Raw genomic sequence first — 26,415 nt, 5'->3', positions numbered from 1 at the left:
ATGCACGCGCTAAGCGCCTGCCGCTTGCCAAGCTGCGTGTGCAGTTGAGTGATGCTCATGCGTGCGCACCCCTTGTCAGGCCCCCTTGTCAGGGATGCATGCGCCAGATCTTGCCACTGCCCTTGACCTGTGGCCCCGCCACAAGCCTGGCACTCATAAGGACACATCCATGAAGACAAAATTAGCTTTGGCCATGTGCGCTGCCCTGTTGCTGTCCAATGTGGCGCTTGCGCAAACCGCCGATCAAAGTGGTGGCACGGTCGAAACCACCAAGACGGTTACCACCACCGTGCAGCATATCGGTGGCAACCACGAGACCTGGTACAAAGAAGGCGGCGTGGTCCCGGTCGAATATCGCGGCAACACCTATGTCGTTCAGAAGTGGCAGACCGAACATTTGAACGAACCCACGCAAGGGTCCCACTGGGTGCGTGGCGACAATGGTGATTTCCTGCTGGTCGATGAAAGCACCGGCGCGATCACCAGTATCGTCCATCAACACTGATTGACCCGCCATGGGCACGGCTTCTGCCGTGCCCATGCAAACGGACCCATGGATTCCATGGGTCCGTTTTTGTTATAGCCTTTCATTTCGGGAAGCATGGGTCTTTGCCTGCTTCTGTAGTTCGTGTTTGCGATGAGCCGATACGGCTGCGACACTGCCGCCACGGCGCTCCAGCCATGGAACGCCACCATCAGCCATCCAGGGGGAGTTGCCATGTCCATCGCTGCAAACATCGTGATCGCCGTCATCGCGTTGCTGCACCTGTGGTTCCTGATTCTGGAAATGTTCCTGTGGACCAAACCCGCGGGTCGTCGCGCGTTCGGCACCACCGCGGAATTTGCCGAGCAGTCGAAAGCACTCGCCGCCAACCAGGGTCTCTACAACGGCTTCCTCGTCGCCGGACTGGTCTGGGGTCTCTGTCTCGGCAGCACCGGCTTCTACGTGAAGGTGTTCTTCCTGGGCTGCGTGCTGGTCGCCGGCATCTTCGGCGGACTGACGGCAAGCCGGAAGATTTTGTGGATACAGGCGTTGCCGGCGGCAATTGGGCTGGTACTCCTCCACCTGCCCTGATCAAACCGACGCCCATGGCAACCCACTCTCGCGAAGCTGTCGGACAACGTTTCAATCACGCGCTGATGCAACACGCCCGCGAGAAAACCTGGGCCGCGCTGCATGGCATCCGCGAGCGCATGCGTCCGGGCATCGGCGAGGACGAGGCGAAGCTCGAAGCGGCCGTCGTGTTCCGCGAGCTGGGCTTCGAGCGGCTGTGGCATCCGGTGATCATCCGCATCGGCGCGAACACCACCAAGACGTATCGGCAACGCTCCGACCCGAGCGTGCGACTCGGCGAGAACGACAGCTACTTCATCGACCTCGGGCTGGTGTTCGACGGGCATGAGGGTGATGTGGGCGACACGTTTGTGGTCGGTCATGCACCTGAGCGACAAGTCTGCGCCGATGCGGCACGCGCGCTGTTCGGCGAAGTGGCCGATGCATGGCGCACGCAGGGGCTGAGCGGTCAGGCGCTGTATGCGTTTGCCGGCGAGCGTGCCGAGGCGCTGGGCTGGCGCTTCAACCATGCGATCAAGGGGCACCGGGTCAGTGACTTTCCGCACGCGATCCACCAGGGCGGCGATCTCGGCGATCTGGAAGCGGCGCCATCCAGCGGGCTGTGGATACTGGAGATCCAGATCGCGCATCCGAGCGAACCGTTCGGTGCGTTTTACGAAGATTTGCTGACGCGCTGATCCGCGCGAATCCGGCGACCTCGTCTGCACTGCAATCACCTGTCATGAACGGTGATGGGCGTTATCCTGCGGCCTTATTCAGACCCGCGTGGATTTCTTTCAGGGTGCACCGTATGCCGTCGAAGACAAAGCCTGTGTCCACAACAACCGCCACCGGCAAGAAAGGCACGTCGTTGAAAGGCCGCAAGCCGCCAGCAACCCGATCCGCCAACGAGGAGCTGGAAATCTCCACCGAGGAGATGCAGTCGATCAACGAGGAATTGCAGACCGTCAACGCCGAACTCAACGCCAAGAACCAAGCGCTGAACCTGCTCAACAACGATATCCGCAACCTGCTGGACAGCACCCACATCGCCGTCTTGTTCCTCGACCGGGACCTGCATATCCGCAACTACACGCCGGCGATGACCAAGCTGTTCCATCTGCGCGACGGCGACAGTGGTCGACCGATCAATGAAATTTTGCCGGGTATCAATTATCCGGAATTGAAAAACGACGTGGCCCATGTGCTGCAAGACATGGTCGTCACCGAACGCACGCTGCGCGGCGATGGCGACGCACCAACGTTTCTGCTGCGCATGCGGCCCTACCTGACCGTCGACAATGTCGTCGATGGCGTGGTGCTGACCTTCGTCGACGTCACCCTGAGCCAACTGAACAACGAACATGCCCGGCTGGCGGCGATCGTGAACTCCTCGCGCGATGCCATCTTCGGCTTTTCACTGGGCGACCGGATCACCAGCTGGAACGCCAGTGCTGAACGCATCTTCGGCCTGCCGGCCGCGCAGATAGTCGGCAAGCCGTTGAACCAGTTGCTGCCGCCCGAGCCGTCCGAGGAAACCAGGCTGTTCTTCGCCAGCCACCACCGGACCCGCCGGCTGGACGAGTTTGAGATGACCTGGGTACGTCCGAACGGCGAATCGGTGCCGCTGGCGCTGAGCTATTCGCCGGTATGCGACGACAACGGCATCTTGTTTGCCGGCAAGCTGATTGCGCGCGACGTCACCGAGCGCGTGCGCGCGGCGCGGCATACGGAAATGATACTGGGCGAGCTCAACCATCGGGTGAAGAACACGCTGGCCACGGTGCAGGCGATTGCCCAGCAGACCCTCGCCAACGCAACGCACCTGCCTGACTTCGCGGAGAGTTTCCTGGCGCGGCTGCTGGCGATGTCACGCACGCACAACCTGCTGGCGCGGGATACATGGGCAGGCGCGCCACTGACCGGCATCATCAACAATGAACTGGCGCCCTATCGGCATGACGATGCCTGCACGAATGATGAGCGAGTGCGCTTGCAGGGCGATGAACTCATCCTGCCGCCGAAACAGGCGCTGGCGCTGAGCATGGCCTTGCACGAGCTGGTCACCAATGCCGCCAAGTACGGCTCGCTGTCGGTACCCGAAGGCCGGGTCTCCGTCACCTGGACGACACGCGCGCAGGATCAACGTCCATGGTTGCTACTGCAGTGGATGGAAACCGGTGGCCCCCCGGTGGTACCACCCACCCGCCGCGGCTTTGGCACACGCCTGATCAATGAAGGCGTGCCGTATGAACTGGATGGTGAGGTGACGCTCGCATTTCCCCCCAGCGGGGTGACCTGCACTATCGATGTGCCACTAGATGAGGTAGTGCCCTGATGACTACTGACAGCCAACTGCCGTGCATCCTGGTCGCCGAAGACGAGATGATGCTGGCGATGATGCTGGAAGATCGCCTCAATGCCTGGGGCTACAACGTCATCAAGGCCGCGCGCGTGAGCCATTGCCTGGAGCTGGCCGAGTCTGCACTGATCGACCTGGCGATCCTCGACATCAATCTGGCCGGGGAGCAAAGCTTCCCGGTTGCCTTGGTGCTGCGTCGTCGCGGCATCCCGTTTGTGTTTTCCTCCGGCTACGACGGTCAGGACCTGCCCGAAGTCTGGCGCAACGAGAAAATCCTGCAGAAGCCCTACGACACACGGCAGCTGACCGCGGCGCTGACTGCCCTGCGGGCCGCCTGAGAGGCTGATGTCGCCGGCGGATCCCCGACGTTCATGGCAGGTCGCAGGCACGGCCATTGCTGCCGCCCGGGCGGGCATTTCGCCCAATCAACCTGCCAATGACAAGCCGGACCCGAAAACACGCTAAAATCAGCGGTTACGTCCTTGCCGCTCCTTGTGGGTGCGTCCCTCGAACCAGGTTCGAGGCTTGACCATCCCCGGGATTGGCTGTGCCAGCGGAACGCATCATGCAGCTCCGCGGATCACTTCAGCTTACCCATCATCCATCACGCTCGACACTTCGGAACCCAGGTCATGGCCAGAACCAAACCACTCAACCTATATCGCAACATCGGCATCATTGCGCATATCGATGCGGGCAAGACCACGACCACCGAACGCGTGCTGTACTACACCGGCAAGAAGCACCAGATCATCGACGTGCATGACACGAAAGATGGCAAGGGCTCGACCACCACCGATTACATGGAGCAGGAGCGCAAGCGCGGCATCACGATCCAGTCGGCGGCGGTGACGGCCGAATGGAAAGGCCACCAGATCAACGTGATCGACACCCCGGGACATGTGGACTTCACCATCGAGGTGAACCGCTCGCTGCGCGTGCTCGACGGCGCCGTGGTGGTGTTCGACGGCGTCGCCGGCGTGGAACCGCAGACCGAGACCAACTGGCGCCTGGCCGACCAGTACAACGTGCCGCGCGTGTGCTACATCAACAAGATGGACCGCATCGGCGCCAGCTTCGCGCATTGCGTCAAGGGCATCCGCGAGCGCCTGAACGCACCGGCGCTGCTGTGCCAGATTCCGCTGGGCAGCTCCGACGAATTCATCGGCATGGCCGACCTGGTCGCCAACGTCGCCTACATCTGGGCGTCGGACGACAAGGACAGCACCTGGGAAACCGTGTCGTTCGAGGAAGCGAGGGCGCGCCTGAAGTTCGGCTCCACTGTCGACAACGACTGGATCGACCAGTTGCCGAAGCTGCGCGAGGAGATGATCGAGCACGCGCTGGCGATGGACGACGACGCGTTCGGGCACCTCATCGAAACCGGTGAGCACGATCCGGCGAAACTGAAGGAATGCATCCGCAAGGGTTGCGTCACCGGCAAGCTGGTGCCGGTGTTCTGCGGCTCGTCGTACAAGAACAAGGGCGTGCAGCAGCTGCTGGACGCCGTGGTCGACTACATGCCCTACCCGGGCGAGAACGGCGGCATCTCGATCGTCGACGAAGACGGCAATATCATCGGCGAGCAGGAAGTGCGCGACGACGCGCCGGCGCGCGCGCTGGCGTTCAAGGTCATCAACGACCAGTTCGGCACGCTGACCTTCTGCCGCATCTATTCGGGTGTGATCAAGAAGGGCGACACGCTGCAGAACGTCACCCGTGGCAAGAAGGAGCGCGTGGGCCGCATCGTGGAAGTGCAGGCCAACGCGACCAAGGAAATCGACGAAGTGCGCGCCGGTGACATCTGCGCGTTCGTCTCGATGAAGGACACCGAGACAGGCGATTCACTGTCCGATCCGGCGCATCCGGCCCTGCTCGAGCGCATGCGCTTCCCGGATCCGGTGATCAGCGTCTCGGTCGAACCGAAAACCCGCGGCGACGTCGACAAGATGTCGACCGCGCTCTACAAAATGGTCAAGGCCGATCCGTCGCTGCGCATGGAAGTGGACCAGGAAACCGGCCAGACCGTGCTCAAGGGCATGGGCGAGCTGCATCTGGAAATCACCATCGATCGCATGCGCACCGAGCTGGGCGTGGAAGCGAACATGGGCAAGCCCAAGGTCAGCTTCCGCGAGGCGTTCGGCAAGACCGTCGAGCACACCTACACGCACAAGAAGCAGACCGGCGGTACGGGTCAGTTCGCCGAAGTGAAGATCATCTTCGAGCCGGGCGAGCCAGGCACCGGCGTGGTGTTCTCCGACGAAGTGGTCGGCGGTCGCGTACCTCGCGAGTTCATCCCGGCGGTTGAGCAGGCCATCACGAAGGAGTCCCGCCAGGGCCAAGTCGCCGGCTACCAGGTGCTGGACTTCAAGGCACGCCTGATCGACGGCAAGTTCCACGACGTCGACTCCTCGGCGCTCGCCTTCGAAATCGCCACCCGCGCCTGCTTCCGCGAGGCGCAGAAGATGTCCAAGCCGAAGTTGCTCGAGCCGGTGATGAAGCTGGAAGTGGTCACCGAGGCGACCTACCTGGGCGACGTGATCGGCGACATGAACCGTCGTCGCGGCTCGATCACCGAACAGGGCCAGAAGGGTGCCAATGCCTTCGTGCAGGGCTTCGTGCCGCTGGCCGAAATGTTCGGCTACATCAACTTCCTGCGCTCGGCCACCAGCGGCCGCGGCAACTTCACGATGATCTTCGATCATTACGAGGAAGTGCCGGCAAGCATGGTCGAGAAGCTGATGGAGAAGGAAGCGAAGTAAGCTTTCGCTTTCGATATCGCGCTGATCTGATGTTCAGCGCAAAAACAAAAGAGTCCGGGGAGCCATCCCCGGGCTCTTTTTTTCGCGGCGACGCCGTCACGGCAGGCGCCAACGCACGTGCCTCGACGTATACAAGTGCGCGAGCTGCTGCGCATACTCGGGCCTCGTCAAAGACATGCACAGAGGACCTCGAATGAGAGCATCACGAGTACTTGCGCCCGCGGCGGCCGCGCTGGCCTTCTGCGCCGGCGTCGGAATGGCCCACGCCAGTACGTCCTCCGAGGTACTGCCCGAAACCATGGGCATGCTGAAGCATGCCATCAGCATCCACACGTCCGAGGGCGAGCATCAGGTGCCGGTGCTGGCCGCCTACCTGGCCGACAAGCTCAAGGCCGGCGGCTTTGCTGCTGGCGACGTCGAGATTATCCCGGTGGGCGAAACCGCTGCGCTGGTCGCGCGCTATCGCGGTACCGGTGCAGGCAAGCCGATCCTGCTGTCCGGGCACATGGACGTGGTGGCGGCGAATCGCAAGGACTGGACCCGCGATCCGTTCACCCTGGTCGAGGAGAACGGCTATCTCTACGGTCGTGGCAGCGCGGACATGAAAACCGCCGTGGTGGTATTGGTCGAAACGTTGATCCGGCTCAAGCGCGAAGGCTTCAAACCCAGCCACGACCTGATCCTGCTGCTGTCCGGCGACGAAGAGACCGCGATGGCCTCGACCCGCGAGCTGGCCAAGCGCTATCACGATGCCGACTTCCTGCTCAACGCCGACGCCGGCGGCGGCACTCTGGATCCCACCACCGGCAAGCCCACGGTGTACGAGATCCAGGCAGCCGAGAAGACCTATGCGGATTTCCAGATCAGCCTGACTTCAGCCGGCGGCCACTCCAGCGAACCCAATGCGGACAATGCCATCTACCGGCTGGCGCGCATCATCGACCGCGTGGCGGCCTACCAGTTTCCGCCGATGATCAACCCGATCACCCGCGCCTCGCTGCATGCCACCGGCACCCATACGCCCGGCCCACTGGGCGCAGCGATGATCCGCTTCGCCGCCCACCCCGACGATGCGGCCGCCGCGACCACCATCTCGACCGACCCGGCCTACGTCGGCCAGATCCGCACCACCTGCGTGGCGACGATGCTCAACGGCGGCCATGCGCTCAACGCGCTGCCGCAGAGCGCCAGCCTCAACGTGAATTGCCGGATCTTCCCGGGCACGCCGGTCGCCAGCGTGCGCGGCACCTTGATCAAGGTGATCGACGACAAGTCCGCCAGCGTGACCGTGCTGCCGCCGCCACCGGTGGACAGCCCCGCCTCGCCGCTGCGCCAGGACGTGATCGCCGCGGTGACCGAAGCCGTGCACCAGCGCTTCCCGGGCGTGGAAGTCGTGCCCGGCATGTCCGCCGGGGCCTCCGACAGCATGTACTTCCGCAATGCCGGCGTACCCAGCTACGGCATTGATGCTGCCTTCACCAAACCCGACGACACCTTCGCCCACGGCCTCAACGAGAAGCTGCCGGCCTCGGAAGTTGCTGCAGGGCTGGAGTTCTGGCATCGAGTGCTGATGCATTTGGCGAAGTAAGAAGCAGCGGCCTTGAAGCCAGTGCCGATAACAACTCAATTGGGGCCGAGGCATCAGGACTACCTATGAGACCCTTTTGCCTATTCGCCCTGATACTCATGATTTCGCCCGGCATGAGTTTTGCCAGCAATTTGTTGACCGTACCTACTGAGAAACTCATAACCGACTTGGAACAGCTCGATACGCAAGCTCCAGGGCTTAATGCAATGGCGTCTTTTGCTGGATTCATCGCAGAAGACCATCCGCTCCAATTCGAAGTCGGAGTCCTCGGGACGCCCCCTCCCACGGTCAACCCACAGATGCGCGAATTGGTACGTCGAGGAGTAGAAGTACTTCCACAACTTATCAACCATCTCAATGACACACGTCCTACCAAGCTCACCGTTGGCTCAAGCTTTTTCATGTTTCGCTATTTCAGCGATGAGTACCAGCCAAGGTACCGTCCAACACGGCTTCCTGAGGGAGGCAGATATCAACCACGCAAGAATTTGGAGCTGTCCTTCGAGGGTAGCTACACCATTTGAATTGGCGATGTTTGCTATGCGCTTATAGGCCAGATCGTGAATCGGAATCTTTTACCTGTTCGCTATCAGCCATCGGCTGGCCTTGTTATCAACTCTCCCATTGCAGCTCCGAAATTGATTGAGCAGGTCAGAAGCGATTGGGCTGATCTAGAAGTATCTGCGCACAAGATCTCTCTTATCGCAGATGCCCATTCCAGCAACGCTACCGGGGTCGCTTATCCCGCCTTGATTCGTCTGCGCTTTTACTACCCCGACCAGTACGGGATCTTGAAGAGGGGCAGTCTTATTGAGCAAATCGCCCATTTCGAGTCCGATGAAAAGAAATTGCAGTAAATCGCTCCTAATGCGTGCAATGAGACCCACCTAGCTATGCAACCAAGCACGAACCCAGCCGGGAGATCACGGTATCATTGCCGGTTCGCGTTCCAGCTGACCTACCCTCATGTCCACCCATCTCCAAGAAACCCGCCGCCGCCGCACCTTCGCCATCGTCAGCCACCCTGACGCGGGCAAGACCACGCTGACTGAAAAACTGCTGCTGTTCGGCGGTGCGATCCAGATGGCTGGCTCGGTGAAGGGGCGTAAGGCAGCTCGTCACGCGACGTCTGACTGGATGGCGCTGGAAAAGGAACGCGGCATCTCGGTGACGTCGTCAGTGATGCAGTTCCCGTACGAGGGCAAGATCGTCAACCTGCTCGACACGCCGGGCCACGCGGACTTCTCCGAAGACACCTACCGCGTGCTGACCGCGGTGGATTCGGCGCTGATGGTGATCGACTGCGCCAAGGGCGTGGAGGAGCGCACGATCAAGCTGATGGAAGTGTGCCGCCTGCGTGACACGCCGATCATGACTTTCATCAACAAGCTCGACCGCGAAGGCCGCTCGCCGATCGAGCTGCTGGACGAAGTGGAGTCGGTGCTCGGCATCGCCTGCGCGCCGGTGACCTGGCCGATCGGCATGGGCAAGCGGCTGAAGGGCGTGTACCACCTGATGCTGGACGAGGTGCACATCTTCGAGCCGGGCAAGAATTTCACCCGGCAGGATTCGACCATCTTCAAGGGTCTCGATGCGCCGGGCCTGCTGGAGAAAGTCGGCGACGAGGCGATGCGCGAACTGCGCGACGAACTCGAACTGGTGCAGGGCGCTGCGCCTTCGTTCGAGATGGACGAGTACCTGGCGGCCCGACAGACGCCGGTGTTCTTCGGCTCGGCGGTGAACAATTTCGGCGTGCAGCTGCTGCTGGACTTCTTCGTCGAGCATGCACCGTCGCCGCGCCCGCGGGGTACGCTGAGCCGCGAGGTGCAGCCGGAGGAAGAGAAGCTTTCCGGCTTCGTGTTCAAGATCCAGGCGAACATGGATCCGGCACACCGCGACCGCGTGGCGTTCATGCGCGTGTGCTCGGGCACATATAACGCCGGCATGAAGATGATCCAGACGCGCACCGGCAAGGACATCCGAATCGCCAACGCGCTGACCTTCATGGCCAGCGACCGCGAGATCGTCGAGACCGCGTATCCCGGCGACGTGATCGGCCTGCACAACCACGGCACCATCACGATCGGCGACACCTTCACCGAAGGCGAGGCGATCAACTTCACCGGCATTCCGAATTTCGCGCCGGAACTGTTCCGCCGTGCGCGGCTGCGCGACCCGCTGAAGATGAAGGCGCTGCAGAAGGGTCTGGCGCAGCTGTCCGAGGAAGGCGCCACCCAGTTTTTCCGTCCACTGATGAGCAACGACCTTATCCTCGGCGCGGTCGGCGTGCTGCAGTTCGACGTGGTGGCGTACCGTCTCAAGGACGAATACAACGTCGACGCCAGCTTCGAGCCGGTGACGGTGACCACTGCACGCTGGGTGCATTGCGACGACGAAAAGAAGATGGCCGAGTTCCGCGAGAAGAACGCGATGAACCTGGCGATCGACGGCGCCGGCGAGCTGGTCTACATCGCGCCGACGCGGGTCAACCTGCAGCTAGCGCAGGAGCGCTGGCCACAGGTGCGCTTTGCCAACACGCGCGAGCATGCCGCCTCGGTTGAGGTCTAGACGCGCCAGCTCCGCATGACTTGCGTCACTGGGGCCTGATCCTTTGCACTGCTAGCCTGCGGGCCTCACCTCTCGCGGATCGACGCATGCCGACCACCCAGCTGCCGACCACCCAGCGCGCCTTCATCACACCTGCCAACGTACCGGGCTGGCAACGCTGGCTGGTGTTGTCGCCCGGGGCGCGCATCGTGTTCTTTGCAGCGATGCTGATCGGTTTCGGCATGCTCACGCGTGTTGCGATGGTCGCGCTGGGTTGGACCTTGAAAACGGCCGACCCGCTGCACCACGCACTGGCGACACTGGGCATGCAACTGCTGCCGGCACTGCTCGGTTACGCGATCTTGGTGCGACTGATCGAGCGGCGACGCATACGCGAGCTTTCGCCGCGCAGCATTCCCACTTACGGCGTCGCCGGCTTCCTCATCGGCGCCGCCCTGTTCAGCGCGGTAGTTGCCGTGCTGTGGCTAGCCGGCAGCTATCACGTGACCGGCACCGACCCACAAGTGGATTGGCTGCCGGGGGTGCTGGTGGCCGGCATCGGTGCCGGCATCGGCGAGGAGATCATTACCCGCGGTGTGATCTTTCGCATTGTCGAGGAAGGACTCGGCACCTGGTGGGCGCTGGCGATTTCGGCACTGTTCTTCGGTGCCGCGCACATCTTCAATCCCGGCGCCACGCTATGGAGTTCCGCTGCAATCGCGATCGAGGCCGGCCTGCTGCTGGCCATGATCTATCACATCACCCGTTCGCTATGGGCCTGCATCGGCCTGCATGCGGCGTGGAACATCATGCAAGGCACGGTCTACGGCATCCCGGTGTCTGGTGGCGCCAGCAAGGGCTGGCTGATCTCGAACCGCAGCGGACCGGACTGGCTGAGCGGCGGCGTGTTCGGCGCCGAGGCCTCGGTGGTCGCACTGGCGCTTTGCTCGCTATGCACGCTGGCCCTGTTGATCGTGGCATTGCGACGAGGCTCGATCGTGCCGCCAGGCTGGCAGCGCGCATCGCTCCAGAAATGAAGTAGCCGGCTATCGCTTGCGACAGCCGGCTCTGCTTCCCTCATGCGCGGCGTGGAGTCCTGCTGCGCCCGCGCCGCTCTATGGCATTCCTTCCTACTTGTCCGCGCGGGTCTTGAACGCGCGCAACTCATCGGGTTCGAAGTCGTCCACCGAGATGAACTCGAACACGCCTTCACGCACGCGCTTGAGCAACGCCGCCTCGCTGGCATTCAGCACGCCGGCCTGCTCGGCCTCGGCCAGCTGATCCATGTAGTCGTGCGACTTGAACTGGCCACTCTTCTGCGCCTTGCCGAACTTGCGGTCGACCGGCTCGGCAAGGATCACGTCCGGCAGCAACGCATGCATGCGGCCGATGGTGTTGTTCGGCGTCGGCGTCAGATAGACCCATTCGAGCAGGCGATCGCGCGCCTCGCTGGGCGCGGTGATCAAGGCGGCGACGCGGCGACCCAGACGATCGGACGGCGGCACTTCACGACGACCGAACGGGAACACCAGCGCACGCAGCAGCCACGAGACCGGACGCACCGGGAAGTTGCGGATCGCGCCGTCCAGCGCCATCTGCATGTTCCACACGCACTGGTGGAACGCCCACGCCAGCAGCGGACGATCCGCTTCCGGGCGGCCAGTGTCCTCGTAGCGCTTGAGCATCGCGCTGGCGATGTACAGATAACTCAGCACGTCGCCGAGGCGCGCGGACAGTTTCTCCTTGAACTTCAGCTTGCCGCCGAGCACACCCATGAACACGTCCGAACACAGCGCCAACGCGGCGGAGTAGCGATCCAGCTTGCGGTAGTAGCGGCGGGTGTACGCATCGCCGGCCGTTTCGCCCAGACGCGAACCAGCCACGCCCATCGCGAAGCTGCGCACTGCGTTGGACAGGCCAAACCCGAGGTGACCGAACAGCAGCCGGTCGAACGTCTTCAGCTGCTCGCCGCGATCGGTGATCGACAGCGTCTGCATTTCCTTGAGCACGTACGGATGGCAGCGGATCGCGCCCTGGCCGAAGATCATCAGGCTGCGCGTCATGATGTTGGCACCTTCCACCGTGATCGCGATCGGCACGCCCTGCCATGCGCGGCCGGCGTAGTTCTTCGGGCCGAGCTGCACGCCCTTGCCGCCAAGCACGTCCAGCGCGTCACCGGCGATCTGACGACCCCATTCGGTGGTGTGGTATTTCGCGATCGCCGAGGTCACCGCCGGCTTCTCGCCACGATCGACCGCTGCGGCGGTGGCGCGAGAGAGTGCCGCCGTCGCGTAAGTCAGCCCACCGATCCGCGCCAGCGCCTCTTCCACGCCTTCGAAGCGCGCGATCGCCAGGCCGAACTGCTTGCGCATGCGCGCATACGCGCCAACCGACGCGACCGCCGCGCGCACGCCGCCGGTGGCATTGGACGGCAGCGAAATCGCGCGACCGACCGACAACACTTCAACCAGCATGCGCCAGCCATGGCCGGCCATCTTCGAGCCGCCGATCAACACCGACAACGGCGCGAAGATGCCGTTGCCACGCACCGGTCCGTTCTGGAACGGCACGTTCAACGGGAAATGGCGCCGACCGATTTCCAGCCCCGGTGTCGAACGCGGCAGCAACGCCAGCGAGATGCCGAGGTCGTCGGTGTCGCCGAGCAGATGCTCCGGGTCGTACATGCGGAAGGCCAGGCCGACGACCGTGGCGACTGGCGCCAGGGTGATGTAGCGCTTGTCGAAGGTGAACCGGATGCCGACCGTCTCGACGCCATCGACGACCTGCTTGCAGACGATGCCGAAGTCGGGAATCGAGGTGGCGTCGGAGCCGGCATATGGGCCGGTCAGTGCGAAGCAGGGAATCTCCTCGCCCACGGCGAGACGCGGCAGGTAGTAGTCCTTTTGTTCATCGCTGCCGTAATGCAGCAGCAGCTCGGCCGGCCCGAGCGAGTTCGGCACCGCGACGGTCGAGGCCACCGTGGCCGACATCGTCGCCAGCTTCTGCAGCACCGCCGAGTGCGCCAGCGCGGAGAACTCCAGGCCGTTGTAGCGCTTCGGGATGATCATGCCGAAGAACTTGTGCTGCTTGATGAACTGCCACACGTTCGGCGGCAGGTCGGCCAGTTCGTGGGTGATCTGCCAGTCGTCGATCATGCCGCACAGTTCTTCCACCGGGCCGTCGAGGAAGGCCTGCTCCTCCACGCTCAGCTCGGGCTTGGGCTGCTTCAGCAGTTCGTGCCAGTCCGGCTTGCCGGAGAACAGCTCGCCCTCGAAACCGACCGTGCCCGCTTCCAGAGCGGTCTGCTCGGTCTCGGACAGTTTCGGCGTGACTTTCGCGAACAGCTTCAGCAACGGCGCACTGATCTGCCGGCGACGGAAGTCCACCAGCAGCAGCGGCACCGCGATCGCCAGCTCGATGATCAGCAAAATGATCATGGTCCACGGCGCATGCGCTATCAGACCAACCACCAGCGTGGTGGCAATCGTGGCGATCGCCCAGGTACGCAGGCTGCTGCGATGGTAGGCACAGGTGCCGGTGGCAATCAGCGCCGCCAGCAGGGTCAGTATCACGGACATCTTGAGCACCTCATCACGGTTGAACAGCGCCGGCATGCTGCCGGTCAGCTGATGGATCCAGACTCTGCACGAAGCGGACGACTTCGCGCGTGAACGCATCATTCGCATCACCTGCCACCATATGCGTGGCATGCGACAGCTCCACATGCTCGGCATGCGGCACCAGTTGCAGGAATTCATCGACGGTGGCGCGCGAGACCACGTCGCTGCGCGCGCCCGAAAGCAGCAGCACGGGGGCATCGATCTTCGCCGCGGCCGTCTGCAGGCGCGGCTGATAGCGCTCGCTTTCCTGCACCAGGCTGCCGGCCAGCAGGGCCGGGTCCCAATGCCAGCGCAGCCGGCCATCGGCGCCTTCGCGCAACAGCGGACGCAGCTGCTCCTCGCTCTTGCGCTCGCGCCGCTGCGGCAGATAGTTGGAGATCTGCTCGGCCGCCTCGGTGTAATTCGCGAAGCCATCCGGATGCGCATGCATGAAGGCGAGGATGCGTTCCACGCCCGCGGTTTCCCAGCGCGGGGTGATATCGACCAGCACCAGTGCGCGAAACGGCGTCGGGCGCATCTCGCCGGCAAGCACGATGCCGAGCAGGCCACCCATCGAGGCGCCGACCAGGATCGGCGGCTGTGGCTGGGCCGCGGCGAGCCGCAGCAAGTCATCGGCGAACTGATCCATATGGTAACCATGACCAGAGCCCGCACCAGCCGCCACGCGATCGCTTTCGCCATGGCCCCGGGTATCGAACGTCACACAGCGGCAACCGGCATCGGCCAGTGCCACGGCCGCACCATTCCAGGCACCGCGGGTCTGGCCGAAACCATGCGCGAACAGCAGCGTCGGATGGCCCGCCGGGTTGCGCGTCTCCACCGCCAGACCCAGATCGGCAACGGGGAAACGACTGACGGTATGGAAAGGAGGGATATCAGAAACCATACGGAAGAGTATGGATTGCCTCGGCGAGTGCCGTCAACCGCCCCATCGGCGATCCCCATGCAAGTTGCAGAGCCTAAGCATTCAGCCAGATTGGCCGCACTACATTACAAATACACAGGGTGTGGCTACCATACGCACATGAATGTCAGCAGCAAACCCGAACGCACCCGCCTGTCAGCTGAAGATTGGGAACTCGCCGCCCTGCACCTGATCGCCGAACAAGGCGTCGGCGCGTTGGCCGTGGAGGCCTTGGCGCGCCAGCTGGGCGTGACCAAGGGCAGTTTCTACTGGCATTTCCGTACCCGCGAAGCGTTGCTGAACGCCGCGCTGGAACGCTGGGAGCAGTATGGCGAACGTGAAGTGCTCGGCCAGATCGAACAGATCGCCGATCCGCGCAAGCGCCTGCCCGAACTGTTCCGCCGGGTCGCGCACGAGCTGCAGCCGCATCGCGTGTACGCCGCACTGCTGAAGGCGCTTGATCACCCGCAGGTGGTGCCGGTGATGGCACGCGTGTCGCAGCGGCGCATGGAGTTCCTGACCACCGCCTATCGCGAAGCCGGCTTGCCGGCGCAACAGGCGTTGAACCGCGCGCGGTTGACGTATGCCGCCTACGTTGGCTTCCTGCAACTGAATTTCACGCTGGGCCTGCCGCGGATCAATCACGAGGAATTCGACGCCTACGTCGAACATATGATCGCGACCCTGATTCCGGCCTGACCTGCTTCACAATTATCCCCGTACGGCGCCATCTGGCGCCGTTTTTGTTGCAAGAAACCTTGCAATACCAGTGCACGCAAACTACCGTTTCAGTTCAATTTTTCCGAAGACCTTAGAGGGACACGATGGCCAGCAAGCTGGATGCGCTCGAGCATTGGGTAAACGAAGTGGCGGCGCTGACGCGTCCGGCCCAAGTTCACTGGTGCGATGGTTCGGATGCCGAATACCAGACCTTGGTGCAGCAAATGCTGGCCGAGGGCACCCTGATCGAGCTGAATCAGCAGACCCATCCGGGCTGCTATCTGCACCGCTCCCATCCTTCTGACGTGGCACGCGTCGAGCACCTGACCTTCGTCTGCCATCCCGACGAGCAGGATGCCGGCCCGAACAATCACTGGATGGATCCGGCCGCGGCGCACGCGAAGATCGATGCGCTGTTCGACGGCTGCATGGAAGGCCGCACCATGTACGTGATTCCGTACTGCATGGGGCCGATCGACTCACCGCTGGCGCGCTGCGGCGTGGAGATCACCGACAGTCCGTACGTGGTCGCCAACATGAAGATCATGACCCGCATGGGCGCCGCGGCGCAGGCGCGGATCGAGCGCGAGGGTGCGTTCATCAAAGGGCTGCACTCGACCGGCGAACTCGATCCCGAGCGCCGCTTCATCATGCACTTCCCGGCCGAACTGTCGATCAAGTCCTACGGCTCCGGCTACGGCGGCAATGCGCTGCTGGGCAAGAAATGTCATGCATTGCGCATCGCCAGTCATCAGGCGCGCAGCGAAGGCTGGCTGGCCGAGCATATGCTGATCGTCGGCATCGAGAACCCGCAAGGCGAGACGCACTACATCGCCGCCGCATTCCCGTCCGCCTGCGGCAAGACCAACCTCGCCATGCTGATACCACCGGAGGGCTATCGCCAGGACGGCTGGAAGGTGTGGACGGTGGGCGATGACATCTGCTGGATGCGTCCCGGCGCGGATGGCCGTCTGTATGCGATCAATCCGGAAGCCGGTTTCTTCGGCGTGGCACCGGGCACCAGCGACGCGACCAATCCCAACGCGCTGAAGAGCACCACGCGCGACACCATCTTCACCAACGTCGCCGTCACCGCCGACAACCAGCCATGGTGGGATGGCCTGCCCGGCACACCGGTCACCGACTGGCAGGGCCGTCCCTACGATGCGACCAACGGCGCCGCCGCACATCCGAACTCACGTTTCACGGTCAGCGCACGGCAGTGCCCAACCTGGTCGGAACAGGCCGAGGCCGCGCAGGGCGTGCCGATCAGCGCGATCGTGTTCGGCGGTCGGCGTCCGTCGCTGCTGCCGCTGGTGATGGAAGCACGCGACTGGAACCATGGCGTCTTGATGGGTGCCGCGATGGGCTCGGAAACCACGGCCGCCGCCACCGGCGCGGTCGGTGTGCTGCGTCGCGATTCGATGGCGATGAAACCGTTCTGCGGCTACCACTACGGCGACTATTTCGCGCACTGGTTGTCGCTCGACCAGCCGGGCGCCAAGCTGCCGAAAATCTTCCACGTCAACTGGTTCCGCAAGGGCAAGGATGGCAAGTTCCTGTGGCCGGGCTTCGGCGAGAACCTGCGCGTGCTGGAGTGGATGATCAATCGCGTCGAAGAGCGCGTCGATGGCGTCGAAACACCGATCGGCATTCTGCCAGGCGACGGCGAACTGAAGCTGGGCGGGCTCGCGCTCGACCACGCCCAACTCGACGAACTGCTCGCGGTGGATCACGCCGGATGGCGGCTTGAGCTTGCTGCCATCGGCGAGTATCTGGACAGCTTCGCGCCACGCCTGCCGGAACGCCTGCGCCAGGAGCAGCAGCGCGTGGCAAGCACACTCGCAGCCACAGACCAGCCACGACGTGAAGCGACGGCATCCTGATCGAACACCGGCACGGGCAGCTCTCGCGGACCTGCCCGTGCCCGCACCGCGACAGCGGTGCAAACCCTTTCGCGTGACGGCGCATCCAAGCTGGCAAGATGATCGCCGCCTGCCCTGCTTCTGGAAGCTCCATGTCGCCTGCCCCTACGGGAGCCAACGACACCGATGACGTGCGCGCCGCGGCTGCCGGTGATCGTGCGGCATTCCAGCGGCTGTACCGGCTGCATGTGGGTCGCGTGCATGGTGCGGTCTACCGTCTCGCTGGCTACGACCGCGCCCGTGCCGAGGACCTGACCCAGGATGCGTTCATCCGCGCCTGGCAGAAGCTGCCTGGTTTTCGTCACGAGAGTGCATTCGGCACCTGGCTGTACCGGCTCGCGGTGAACGTGGCGCTGATGGACATCCGTGCGCGCAACGCCGATCCGGTCAGCATGCTGGATGACGAGCAAATGCCGGACACCGGCGCGACACCGTTTTGTGCCGCCGAACGCGAGGAACTCGAACACGCGATCGGCCTGCTGCCGCCACGCGCCCGCGCCGTGCTGGTACTGCACGACATCGAAGGCTGGCGGCACGAGGAGATCGGCAACGAACTGGGCATGGCGGTCGGCACGTCGAAAGCGCAACTGCATCGCGCTCGCGGCCTGTTGCGCAAGACATTGGGAGAAAGGTCATGAACGAATTCGAATGGCGCCGGCAACTGCGCGACCTGCATCAGCCACTCACGCCACAACGCGATCTGTGGGCCTCGATCGACGCCGCATTGGGCGACGACGCACTCACTCGCGCATCCACGATCCAGCAGCCGCATGATCATCAGCCGGGACACCGGCGACGCTGGCTGATTGCCACAACCGTTGCCGCATCGGTGTTGCTGGCCGGCGGTATCGGCTGGCACCTGCAACACGTGATGGGCGCGACAACGTTGGCCAGCACGATGACGAAGCCGTGGAAACCCGCCGATCCGCGCCTGGCCGGCGCCGCGATCGAGCTGGACGCCGCGCGCATGGAGCTGCAGCAGGCCATCCAGCAGGCACCTGATTCGCCTGTATTGCAGCGCCTGCTCAGCCGTACCGAACATCAGCAAACCCAATTGCACCAACTGGCCGCTCAGGCCGGCTGAACCAGGACCGATCATGAAAGTCACCCGCTATGTTCCCCTGCTGCTGTGTCTGTGCGTTGGCCAGGCCCTGGCCGGCACGCCGATCCAGCTGAGCCACGACGCCACGCCGACGGTGCATGTCAGCGTCAGCAACATCGCTGGCACGGTGACCGTGACCGCGTGGGATCGCAATGAGGTGCAGGTCGGTGGCCAGCTTGGCGAGGGTGCCAAGCCGCTGACGATCACCGGCAGCAGCAACAACCTGGCGATCAAGGTCGAACCTCAGGGCGGCTCCAGCTGGTTCAGCTGGAGCAGCGGCAACCGGATGGCGCCCACCACGCTGGAACTGCATGTCCCCAAGAGTGCGTCACTCGACGTCGGCGTAGTCAGCGCACCGCTGGTCATCGACGGCATTGACGGTGGCAACATCGAGGTCAACACGGTCAGCGGCAGGACGCGTATCAATGCGCGCACGCCGGCACTCAAAGTGGAAAGCGTCAGCGGCGGCATCGAGCTGGCCGGGCATGCCGAGCAGGCCGATCTGCAAACCGTCAGTGGCGACATCCTCGCCCCCGTGCTCGGCAGCGACGTGAAGCTGCAGACCATTTCCGGCCGCATCCAGGCCAACGGTGGACCGTGGAAGAAGCTGACGCTGAGTACGGTATCCGGCGACGTGCAGTTGACCGGTGCCCTCGCTGCCGACGGCAAGCTGGGGATCGACAGCATGAGCGGCGATGTGCAGCTGCAACTGCCAGCAGCCACGTCCGGCAGCCTGCACGCCAGCAGCTTCAGTGGCGACCTGCGCAGCGATTTCGGTACGCCGCAAAAGCCCGAGCACGGGCCCGGCAGCAGCCTGGACACCACCCTCGGCAATGGTCGCGGCACGATCAACGTCGAAACTTTCAGCGGCGATCTGCGCGTCCGCAAGCTGAACTAACCCAGATCTGTTCTGGTATCACCAACGAAAACGCCGTCGCATGAGCGACGGCGTCAGCAGATCAGCAACAACCAGCTCGATATCTAAGGATCAGAGATCCTGGTGATACTGCACATACGGTGTGCGCGACTGATCCGGCTCGGGACCTGCCGGCGTATTCGCCGGAGTGCCGGAGGACCACAGGTTCTGTGCGCCGACGCTCAACGAGCCGCGCCACGGCAAACGCCAGGTCACACCCAGGTCGATGCTGTTCCAGCGCCGATCCGCATTCAAACCACCCGGAATACCGGCCTCAGGCTGCATGCTGCGACCGATCAGGACGCCGCTCAATGCACCGTGGTCGATGCCAAAGCTCAATGCCTTCTGCTCCAGCGTGTTGACGCCAAGCAAGTTGCCCGGAAGCAGGTTGATACGACCTACGCTGGCACCCAGATCGATGCCGCTCTTGCTGCCCAAGGCAAGCCGGCCACGCGCATTGAGCTGTGAACTGCTGTCAAAACCGGACAGGCCATCGACGCCCGAGGCAACACCCGGCAGCACCCGCGGCAAGACCGTATTGTTGTTGTCGGGCACGCTATTGGCGCCGACGCTTACCCCGAGGCTGTAACGCCCCGTGGCATAAGTGGCTCCCACTTCGCTGCCGATGATACGCAGCGGCTGGTTGACCCACGAGTGCTCACTGACTTCGGCATGCGCCTGCAGGTTCGGACCCAATCCATATTGCAGACCCGTCGTCATGACACTGGCTGCATCAACCACATGCAGCGCCAGCGGGGCATTCTGGCTCAACGCATCGGCGCCGTTGCTGCTATTCGCCTTGAGCGCGAGCAGACGACCATCGGTGCCACGCCACAAGGGCACGACCACGCCAGGCGCGACTTCGGTCATCTGATCCGGTGGCTGCGTCAGCAGACGCTGGGCCAAGGCGCTGTCACCGCTCACAGACTGCCCGGCTGCAGCAAACGGCAGCAGGAAAATCAGCAGCAGGGCGGACAGGCGACGCATGACCCGGGCAAACCACTCACAGGTGTTCGGAATATGGGTAACAACTATATCTTGTTTTACATTTTACTAACACCCCCAAACCAGCTACAACGCACAAAATCGCATGGTTTGTGCCATTCTCCGACGGGTTCGATTGTTCGCAGGTTCACGGCATCGGGATCGCTGGCGACGAGCCCAACTTACACGATATAAAGGCGTTCAACGCAGACCCCGTCGGATCGCCCAGGAACTGACCATAGCCCCATGAGTGCCACGCCAACGATCCGTTCATCCGGGCCGCCATCCGCGGCGCAGGATCTTGCGGCCTTGCACCATGCAGCCGAACGCTTGTTCGAGGCCGCCGACGTCGGCAGCGTCATGGAAATCTGCGAACTTGCGTGGAGCAGCTTCGGTATCCACGGCCGATTGCGCTGGCGTCGCGTGGACGAGCAACCCATCCACTTGCCGTCAGGTCAGCTCGACTTGGCGGAGGACCCCCAGGGTTCGCGGAAGCTCACGCTGGAAGCGACCGAGCTGCCGCTGCCCGATGGGGTGCGTGACTCGCTGGTGTGGCTTGGACGACTGGCCGATGCCCGACTGCGGCAGCTCGCCGAAACCAGCCGCCTGTATGAGGCGATTTCGCGACTGGCGCTGGCCGAACGCTTGCAGCGTGCACTCTACGCGATCGCCGAGCAGGCCGGTGCCGGGCACGACATGCCCGAGATGATGCGCTCGCTGCATGCCATCGTCAGCAGCCTGATGTATGCGGAAAACTTCTATATCGTGCTGTACGACGCCGCCACCGACAGCGTCCGCTTCCCTTATTACCTCGACATTGCCGACAACGATCCGCCACCACCCGATCAGGAGCTGCCGCTGCGCGACATGCTGCACAGCCTGACCTGGAACCTGCTGCAGGAAGGTCGCCCGTTGATGGGCTCGATCGAGGAACTGCGGCAGCAGTTCGGCGACCGTTTCGTCCTGGTCGGGCCGAGTTGCGAGCATTGGCTGGGCGTACCACTGCTGCGCAGCGATCGCGTGGTGGGTGGCATCGTGGTGCAGAGCTACCGCACCGACACCCATTATTCGCAACATGATCTGGAGCTGCTGAATTACGTGGCCCAGCACGTGCAGACCGCGCTGGAGCGGCGCGAGGCGCATATCGAGCTGGGGCACCGGGTGACCGATCGCACCGCCGCGTTGCGCGAGGCCAATCGCGTGCTGCGCCAGCAGGTGCTGCAACGCCAGCGTGGCGAACGGTTGCAGGCGGCACTGTTCCGTATTGCCGAACTCGCCAACACCTCGGAAGGACCGGAAAAATTCTACGCGGCGATGCACCAGGTGATCAGCGGCCTGCTGTACGCGCGTAACTTCTACATCGCTCTGGTCGATGCGGAGAGCGGGCACCTGACCTTCCCTTACTCGGTGGACGATGTCGACAGCGTGCGACCACCACGCGCACACGGTCGTGGCCTGACCGAATACGTATTGCGCCATGGCAAGCCGCTGCTGGCGGACCCGCGGGAAGTCGAGCGACTGATTGCGCTCGGCGAGATCAGTCACTTCGGCGCCCTCTCGGTGTGCTGGCTCGGCGTGCCGCTGATATTGGGCGGCAAGGCGATGGGCGTGCTGGCCCTGCAGAGTTATTCGCCCGAGCACACCTACAGCGAACGCGACCAGGAGCTGCTGACTTTCGTCAGCTATCACATCGCGAACGCGCTGCAACGCAAGCAGACAGCCGCATCGCTGAAGCAGGCCTATGCCGGGCTGGAGCGCCGCGTCACCGAACGTACCCGCGCACTGGCGCTGGCCAACCGCGACCTGCGCGAGCAGATTGCCGAGCGCGAGCGGGTCGAGCGCCGGCTGAAGTACGAAACCTTGCACGATTCGTTGACCGGACTGCCCAATCGCTCCCTGTTGCTGCAACGGCTGGAGCAGGCGATGCAGCGTAGCGTCGCGAACCCGAACGAGCAGTTCGCCGTGCTGTTCATCGATCTCGACCGCTTCAAGGTGATCAACGACTCGGTCGGTCACCTGGTCGGCGACGACCTGCTGTTCCAGGTCGGCGGCCGCATTCGTGCCTGCCTGAAAACCCGCGATGTGGTCGCACGCCTGGGCGGCGATGAATTCGCGGTATTGCTGGATGGCATCCACGACACCGGCAACGCCACCCTGATTGCCGAGCGCATCATCAACGAGCTGCAGACACCGTTCCGGCTCGGCACCAAGGAGATATTCACCTCCGCCTCGATCGGTGTCGCGCTGTCCAGCCCGCATTACCGTCAGCCAGAGGAACTGCTGCGCGACGCCGACGCGGCGATGTACAACGCGAAGGACGGTGGCCGCCACCGCGCGGCGCTGTTCGACGACCGCTTGCGGCGCGAAGCGCTGTCGCTACTGGACATGGAGAGCGACCTGCGCCACGCGCTCAACCGCAACGAATTCGAACCGTTCTACCAGCCCATCGTCGAACTCGACAGCGGCCGTGTGGCCGGTTACGAGGCCCTGCTGCGCTGGCATCATCCCGAGCGCGGCCTGCTGACGCCACACGACTTCCTGCTGATCGCCGAGGAGTGTGGCTGCGCCGAGGCGATCGACTGGCAGATCTTCGAACAGGTCTGCACCCAGGCTGTGCGCCTGATCGGTACCGAAGGCTTCATCAGCATCAATGTCTCAGGCCGGCATTTCCGCTCCGTCGACCTCGATCAGCGACTGCTCGCGCTGTTCGAGCAGTACGCCGTACCACCTCACTGCATCCGTATCGAGGTGACCGAACACGCGTTGCTGGAGAACCCGACCCAGGTCAAGCGGATACTGAAGAACTTGCGCAGCCGCGGCATCGGCATCGCACTCGATGACTTCGGCACCGGCTACTCCTCGCTCAGCTATCTGCACCAGTACCCGTTCGATACGCTGAAGATCGATCGCTCCTTCATCACCGAACTGCCGCAAGGTGACGAGGAAACCCAGGGGCTGGCGCTGGTGCGCGCGATCCAGGTGCTGGCCGACTCGCTGCAGATGAAGGTGATCGCCGAAGGCATCGAGGAAGAATCGCAGCGGCAGGCCCTGCTCCGGGTCGGTTGTCGCTACGGCCAGGGCTTCCTGTTTGCCGCCTCGCAGCCGGCCAAGACCTGGCTGAGCAAGAACAACAACCCCTTACTGCTGACCTGAGAGTCTGTTCAAAATCCCCTGAGGCCTCGCGTTGTCATTGCGTGGTATCCGGCGCGATCGGCGCCGCGTGGGCGCTGAGCAGAAGCTCCGCATCGATGCGATCGAAGTGATAGCGTTGTGCACAGAATTCGCAGATCACCTCGATCTCGTCGCCCCGCGCCGCCAGCGCCGCCTCGACTTCGTCGCGACCGAGCGAGCGCAGCATCCCGGTCACCCGCTCGCGGCTGCAGCTGCAGCCGAACGCGAGCGGGCGTGGCTCGAACAGACGCACCGACTCCTCATGGTAAAGCCGGTACAACAGCTGCTCCGGCGCGGTCGCCAGCAATTCCTCCACGCCCAGGGTGGCCGTCAGATGCACGACGCGGCTCCACGCATCGTCGTCCTTGGCGGCGTGGTGACCACCTTCGTCCGGCATCTTCTGCAGCATCAGCCCGACCGCGTACTCATCGTTGGCAGCCAGCAGGATGCGCGCCGGCAGCTGCTCGGACTGGATGAAATAATTTTCCAGCGCATCGGCGACACCCGCGTGCTGCAGGTCGACCAGCCCCTGGTAGCGCTGACCACGCTCGACGTTGCCGATGGTGATCGCCATGCCCGCATCGGGCAGCGCCTTCAACACCAACGGCTCGGGCAACGGCTCATTCCAGCGCGCCAGACCACGCAAACGGCCATGGTCTGTGCATTCGGCAAACAAAAGGCGCAGTGCGCCGCTGCTCTTCAGCTCGACCGACAGCGCGCCATCCAGCTTGATGTTGCCGGTCAGCAGCGCGCTGGCTGCCAGTGCCTCGCCGAGTACCGCTCGCACGGCCGGCGGATAGTCGGCGCGACCGGCGACTTCGCGCCAGGCCGGCCCCAACCGCACCACCGCACCACGCACACCGGCGTGTTCCAGCAGAAAGCGGTGCAACACATCGTCGACAGGCAGGTTTTCCACAGCAAGGCTCTCATGAGGTCAAGCGTCACAGATGGGGGCGCGGCAGCGTCGGGACAACGCCCCTTATACTGCCCCATCTTCCTGCGCGTACCGCCATGCTTCCTGTGCTTCGCCGCCCCCTGCTGATTCGCCTGTTGCGCTCACTGGCGATCCTCGTGCTGGCATGGCTGGCGCTGAGCTGGTTGCTGGTGCTCCTGCTGCGCTTCGTGCCGCCATGGACGTCGGCGGTGATGCTGGAACGCCAGCTGGGTGCATGGGTGCACCGCGAGAAGGATTTCCAGCTGCGTCAGCACTGGGTGCCGTGGGGCCAGGTCACGCCGTGGGTGCCGCTGGCGATGGTCGCCGGAGAGGACCAGAAGTTTCCCTATCACCACGGTTTCGACTTCGACTCCATCCACAACGCGATCGACGCCGCCGACGATGGCAGGCGCCTGCGCGGCGCCAGCACGATCAGTCAACAGACCGCCAAGAACCTGTTCCTGTGGAATGGCCGCAGCTTCGTACGCAAGGGACTGGAGGCGTATTTCACCGTGCTGATCGAGCTGACCTGGCCGAAGCAGCGCATCCTCGAGGTGTACATGAACATCGCCGAGCTGGGCGATGGCATCTACGGCGTGGGTGCGGCCAGCGACGCGTATTTCCACAGTGCGCCGGCCAGACTCACGCCGGCGCAGGCCGCACGACTGGCCGCGGTACTGCCCAGCCCGCGCCGGCTGCACGCGGATCAGCCCAGCGCCTATGTGCTGCGGCGCGCCGGCTGGATCCAGCAGCAGATGTATCAACTGGGCGGGCCGCCCTACATCGAAGGCCACGCACCATCACGCCAACCGCATTGAGCGGCGCCCTCGCCTGACTCGCCGCGGTTGGTTAGCATGAACCCTTCTCTCGCTGGCGCCGTCCATGCCGCAACTTACCGTCGTCGTGCCCGCCTACAACGAGTCAGCCGTGCTGGGGACGTTTCACCAGCGGCTGCGGGAAGTGCTGGACGGCCTGCCGCTGGATTCCAGCGTGCTCTACGTCGACGACGGCAGTCGCGACGACACCTGGTCGATCATCGAGACACTGGTCGCTGGTAACCCGCGCACCGGCGCACTCAAGCTGTCGCGCAACTTCGGCAAGGAGGCCGCACTGACCGCCGGCCTGGACGCCGTCGCGAACGGCGCCGCCGTGGTGATCGATGCCGACCTGCAGGATCCACCTGAGCTGATTCCCGCCCTGGTCGAGCAATGGCAGGCTGGCTACGACGTGGTATACGCCACGCGCAGCGCGCGCAAAGGCGAAAGTGGTTTCAAGCGGTTCACCGCGGCGGCGTTCTACCGCAGCATGGAACGACTGTCGGATACCACGATTCCACGCGACACCGGCGACTTCCGGCTGCTCTCGCGCCGCGCACTGGACGCGCTGGGGCAACTGCGCGAACGACAGCGCTTCATGAAAGGCCTGTTCAGCTGGATCGGTTACCGCCAGACCTCTGTCCGTTACCTGCGCGAGCCACGCCAGGCCGGCACCACCAAGTGGAACTACTGGCGACTGGGGCAACTGGCGATCGAAGGCATCACCTCGTTCTCCAGCGCACCGCTGCGGCTGGCCACCTGGGTTGGCCTGGCTTCGGCCGGACTGGCCTTCGTCTACGGCCTCTTTGTGCTGGTCAAGGCGTTGTTCTACGGCGATCCGGTACAAGGCTATCCGACCCTGATGCTGGTGATCCTGTTCCTCGGTGGCGTGCAGTTGCTGGCGCTCGGCGTGATCGGCGAATACCTCGGACGCAACTATGCCGAAAGCAAGCATCGGCCGCTGTATTTCATCGAGGAGCACCGTTTGCCGCGCGATCCACGCTGAGCCGA

23 protein-coding genes are annotated in these 26,415 nt (G+C 63.6%); 19 read left to right on the top strand and 4 right to left on the bottom strand.

The annotated features are described in order from the left end of the window. Nucleotides 1–169 precede the first annotated feature (169 nt). The 11 genes from B0E48_RS13150 (at nt 170) to B0E48_RS13100 (ending at nt 11,350) form a co-directional block, all read left to right on the top strand. On the top strand, nt 170–505 hold the full coding sequence (locus B0E48_RS13150; protein ID WP_168170360.1) for an RcnB family protein: 336 nt from the start codon (nt 170–172) through the stop codon (nt 503–505). A gap of 213 nt (nt 506–718) precedes the next feature. Next, nucleotides 719–1,075 (top strand): DUF1304 domain-containing protein, encoded by a 357-nt coding sequence (locus B0E48_RS13145; protein ID WP_077518601.1) that lies wholly within the window; start codon nt 719–721, stop codon nt 1,073–1,075. Nucleotides 1,076–1,089: 14 nt separating this feature from the next. Further along, nucleotides 1,090–1,752 (top strand): M24 family metallopeptidase, encoded by a 663-nt coding sequence (locus B0E48_RS13140; protein ID WP_077518600.1) that lies wholly within the window; start codon nt 1,090–1,092, stop codon nt 1,750–1,752. 134 nt (nt 1,753–1,886) lie between these two features. Then, nucleotides 1,887–3,392 (top strand): PAS domain-containing protein, encoded by a 1,506-nt coding sequence (locus tag B0E48_RS13135; protein ID WP_168170359.1) that lies wholly within the window; start codon nt 1,887–1,889, stop codon nt 3,390–3,392. Further along, the gene (locus B0E48_RS13130) at nt 3,392–3,754 is read left to right on the top strand and encodes a response regulator (protein WP_077518598.1); all 363 of its coding nucleotides are present in this window, start codon (nt 3,392–3,394) and stop codon (nt 3,752–3,754) included. The genes B0E48_RS13135 and B0E48_RS13130 overlap by 1 nt, the downstream gene beginning before the upstream one ends. Before the next feature lie 294 nt (nt 3,755–4,048). Then, on the top strand, nt 4,049–6,178 hold the full coding sequence (fusA, locus tag B0E48_RS13125; RefSeq protein WP_077518597.1) for an elongation factor G: 2,130 nt from the start codon (nt 4,049–4,051) through the stop codon (nt 6,176–6,178). Between the two features lie 193 nt (nt 6,179–6,371). Further along, nucleotides 6,372–7,766 carry a M20/M25/M40 family metallo-hydrolase gene (locus B0E48_RS13120; protein ID WP_077518596.1) on the top strand — a complete coding sequence of 465 codons (1,395 nt, stop codon included), beginning with the start codon at nt 6,372–6,374 and terminating at the stop codon, nt 7,764–7,766. Between the two features lie 113 nt (nt 7,767–7,879). After that, the gene (locus tag B0E48_RS17580) at nt 7,880–8,290 is read left to right on the top strand and encodes a hypothetical protein (RefSeq protein WP_139350288.1); all 411 of its coding nucleotides are present in this window, start codon (nt 7,880–7,882) and stop codon (nt 8,288–8,290) included. Between the two features lie 36 nt (nt 8,291–8,326). Further along, nucleotides 8,327–8,623: a hypothetical protein gene (locus B0E48_RS13110; RefSeq protein WP_139350287.1), complete on the top strand. Its 297-nt coding sequence runs from the start codon at nt 8,327–8,329 to the stop codon at nt 8,621–8,623. A 109-nt stretch (nt 8,624–8,732) separates the two neighbouring features. Continuing rightward, entirely contained in the window at nt 8,733–10,334 is a 1,602-nt protein-coding gene (locus B0E48_RS13105) for a peptide chain release factor 3 (RefSeq protein WP_077518593.1), read from the top strand. 86 nt (nt 10,335–10,420) lie between these two features. Beyond that, nucleotides 10,421–11,350, top strand: a complete 930-nt coding sequence (locus tag B0E48_RS13100) for a CPBP family intramembrane glutamic endopeptidase (protein ID WP_077518592.1) — start codon at nt 10,421–10,423, stop codon at nt 11,348–11,350. Between the two features lie 93 nt (nt 11,351–11,443). On the opposite strand, the gene B0E48_RS13095 is transcribed toward B0E48_RS13100, so the two are convergent. Then, complete coding sequence (locus B0E48_RS13095; RefSeq protein ID WP_077518684.1) at nt 11,444–13,891, bottom strand: acyl-CoA dehydrogenase; 2,448 nt, start codon at nt 13,889–13,891, stop codon at nt 11,444–11,446. 13 nt (nt 13,892–13,904) lie between these two features. Further along, nucleotides 13,905–14,819, bottom strand: a complete 915-nt coding sequence (locus B0E48_RS13090) for an alpha/beta hydrolase (RefSeq protein ID WP_077518591.1) — start codon at nt 14,817–14,819, stop codon at nt 13,905–13,907. Between the two features lie 138 nt (nt 14,820–14,957). Here B0E48_RS13090 and B0E48_RS13085 point away from each other — a divergent pair, with 138 nt between their 5' ends. The 5 genes from B0E48_RS13085 to B0E48_RS13065 all read left to right on the top strand — a co-directional run bounded on the left by B0E48_RS13085 (nt 14,958) and on the right by B0E48_RS13065 (nt 19,482). Then, nucleotides 14,958–15,536 (top strand): TetR/AcrR family transcriptional regulator, encoded by a 579-nt coding sequence (locus B0E48_RS13085; RefSeq protein ID WP_077518590.1) that lies wholly within the window; start codon nt 14,958–14,960, stop codon nt 15,534–15,536. Nucleotides 15,537–15,661: 125 nt separating this feature from the next. Next, a complete protein-coding gene (locus B0E48_RS13080; RefSeq protein WP_077518589.1) occupies nt 15,662–17,443 on the top strand; it encodes a phosphoenolpyruvate carboxykinase (GTP) in 1,782 nt (593 codons plus the stop codon). A gap of 131 nt (nt 17,444–17,574) precedes the next feature. Then, nucleotides 17,575–18,120 carry an RNA polymerase sigma factor gene (locus B0E48_RS13075; RefSeq protein WP_077518588.1) on the top strand — a complete coding sequence of 182 codons (546 nt, stop codon included), beginning with the start codon at nt 17,575–17,577 and terminating at the stop codon, nt 18,118–18,120. After that, complete coding sequence (locus B0E48_RS13070; protein ID WP_077518587.1) at nt 18,117–18,566, top strand: hypothetical protein; 450 nt, start codon at nt 18,117–18,119, stop codon at nt 18,564–18,566. The genes B0E48_RS13075 and B0E48_RS13070 overlap by 4 nt, the downstream gene beginning before the upstream one ends. A gap of 13 nt (nt 18,567–18,579) precedes the next feature. Beyond that, nucleotides 18,580–19,482 carry a DUF4097 family beta strand repeat-containing protein gene (locus B0E48_RS13065; RefSeq protein ID WP_077518586.1) on the top strand — a complete coding sequence of 301 codons (903 nt, stop codon included), beginning with the start codon at nt 18,580–18,582 and terminating at the stop codon, nt 19,480–19,482. A 90-nt stretch (nt 19,483–19,572) separates the two neighbouring features. Here the strand turns inward: B0E48_RS13065 and B0E48_RS13060 are convergent, their stop codons facing one another. Continuing rightward, nucleotides 19,573–20,487, bottom strand: a complete 915-nt coding sequence (locus B0E48_RS13060; RefSeq protein ID WP_077518585.1) for a hypothetical protein — start codon at nt 20,485–20,487, stop codon at nt 19,573–19,575. Nucleotides 20,488–20,730: 243 nt separating this feature from the next. Between B0E48_RS13060 and B0E48_RS13055 the strand changes: the two genes are divergently transcribed. Beyond that, nucleotides 20,731–23,637, top strand: coding sequence for an EAL domain-containing protein (locus tag B0E48_RS13055; RefSeq protein ID WP_077518584.1), 2,907 nt, complete (start codon nt 20,731–20,733; stop codon nt 23,635–23,637). A gap of 34 nt (nt 23,638–23,671) precedes the next feature. Here B0E48_RS13055 and B0E48_RS13050 read toward each other — a convergent pair whose 3' ends face one another. Beyond that, on the bottom strand, nt 23,672–24,562 hold the full coding sequence (locus tag B0E48_RS13050; protein ID WP_174566744.1) for an Hsp33 family molecular chaperone HslO: 891 nt from the start codon (nt 24,560–24,562) through the stop codon (nt 23,672–23,674). A 104-nt stretch (nt 24,563–24,666) separates the two neighbouring features. Between B0E48_RS13050 and mtgA the strand changes: the two genes are divergently transcribed. Together mtgA and B0E48_RS13040 are read left to right on the top strand one after the other, a co-directional pair. Beyond that, entirely contained in the window at nt 24,667–25,407 is a 741-nt protein-coding gene (gene mtgA, locus B0E48_RS13045) for a monofunctional biosynthetic peptidoglycan transglycosylase (protein WP_077518582.1), read from the top strand. A gap of 64 nt (nt 25,408–25,471) precedes the next feature. Further along, complete coding sequence (locus tag B0E48_RS13040; protein ID WP_077518581.1) at nt 25,472–26,410, top strand: glycosyltransferase family 2 protein; 939 nt, start codon at nt 25,472–25,474, stop codon at nt 26,408–26,410. Nucleotides 26,411–26,415 lie beyond the last annotated feature (5 nt).

Origin of the sequence: Rhodanobacter sp. C03, from assembly GCF_002001175.1 — a bacterium.
Lineage (GTDB): Bacteria > Pseudomonadota > Gammaproteobacteria > Xanthomonadales > Rhodanobacteraceae > Rhodanobacter.
The sequence above is the reverse complement of the archived record's forward strand: the minus strand, read 5'-3'. Positions and strand labels throughout refer to the sequence as shown.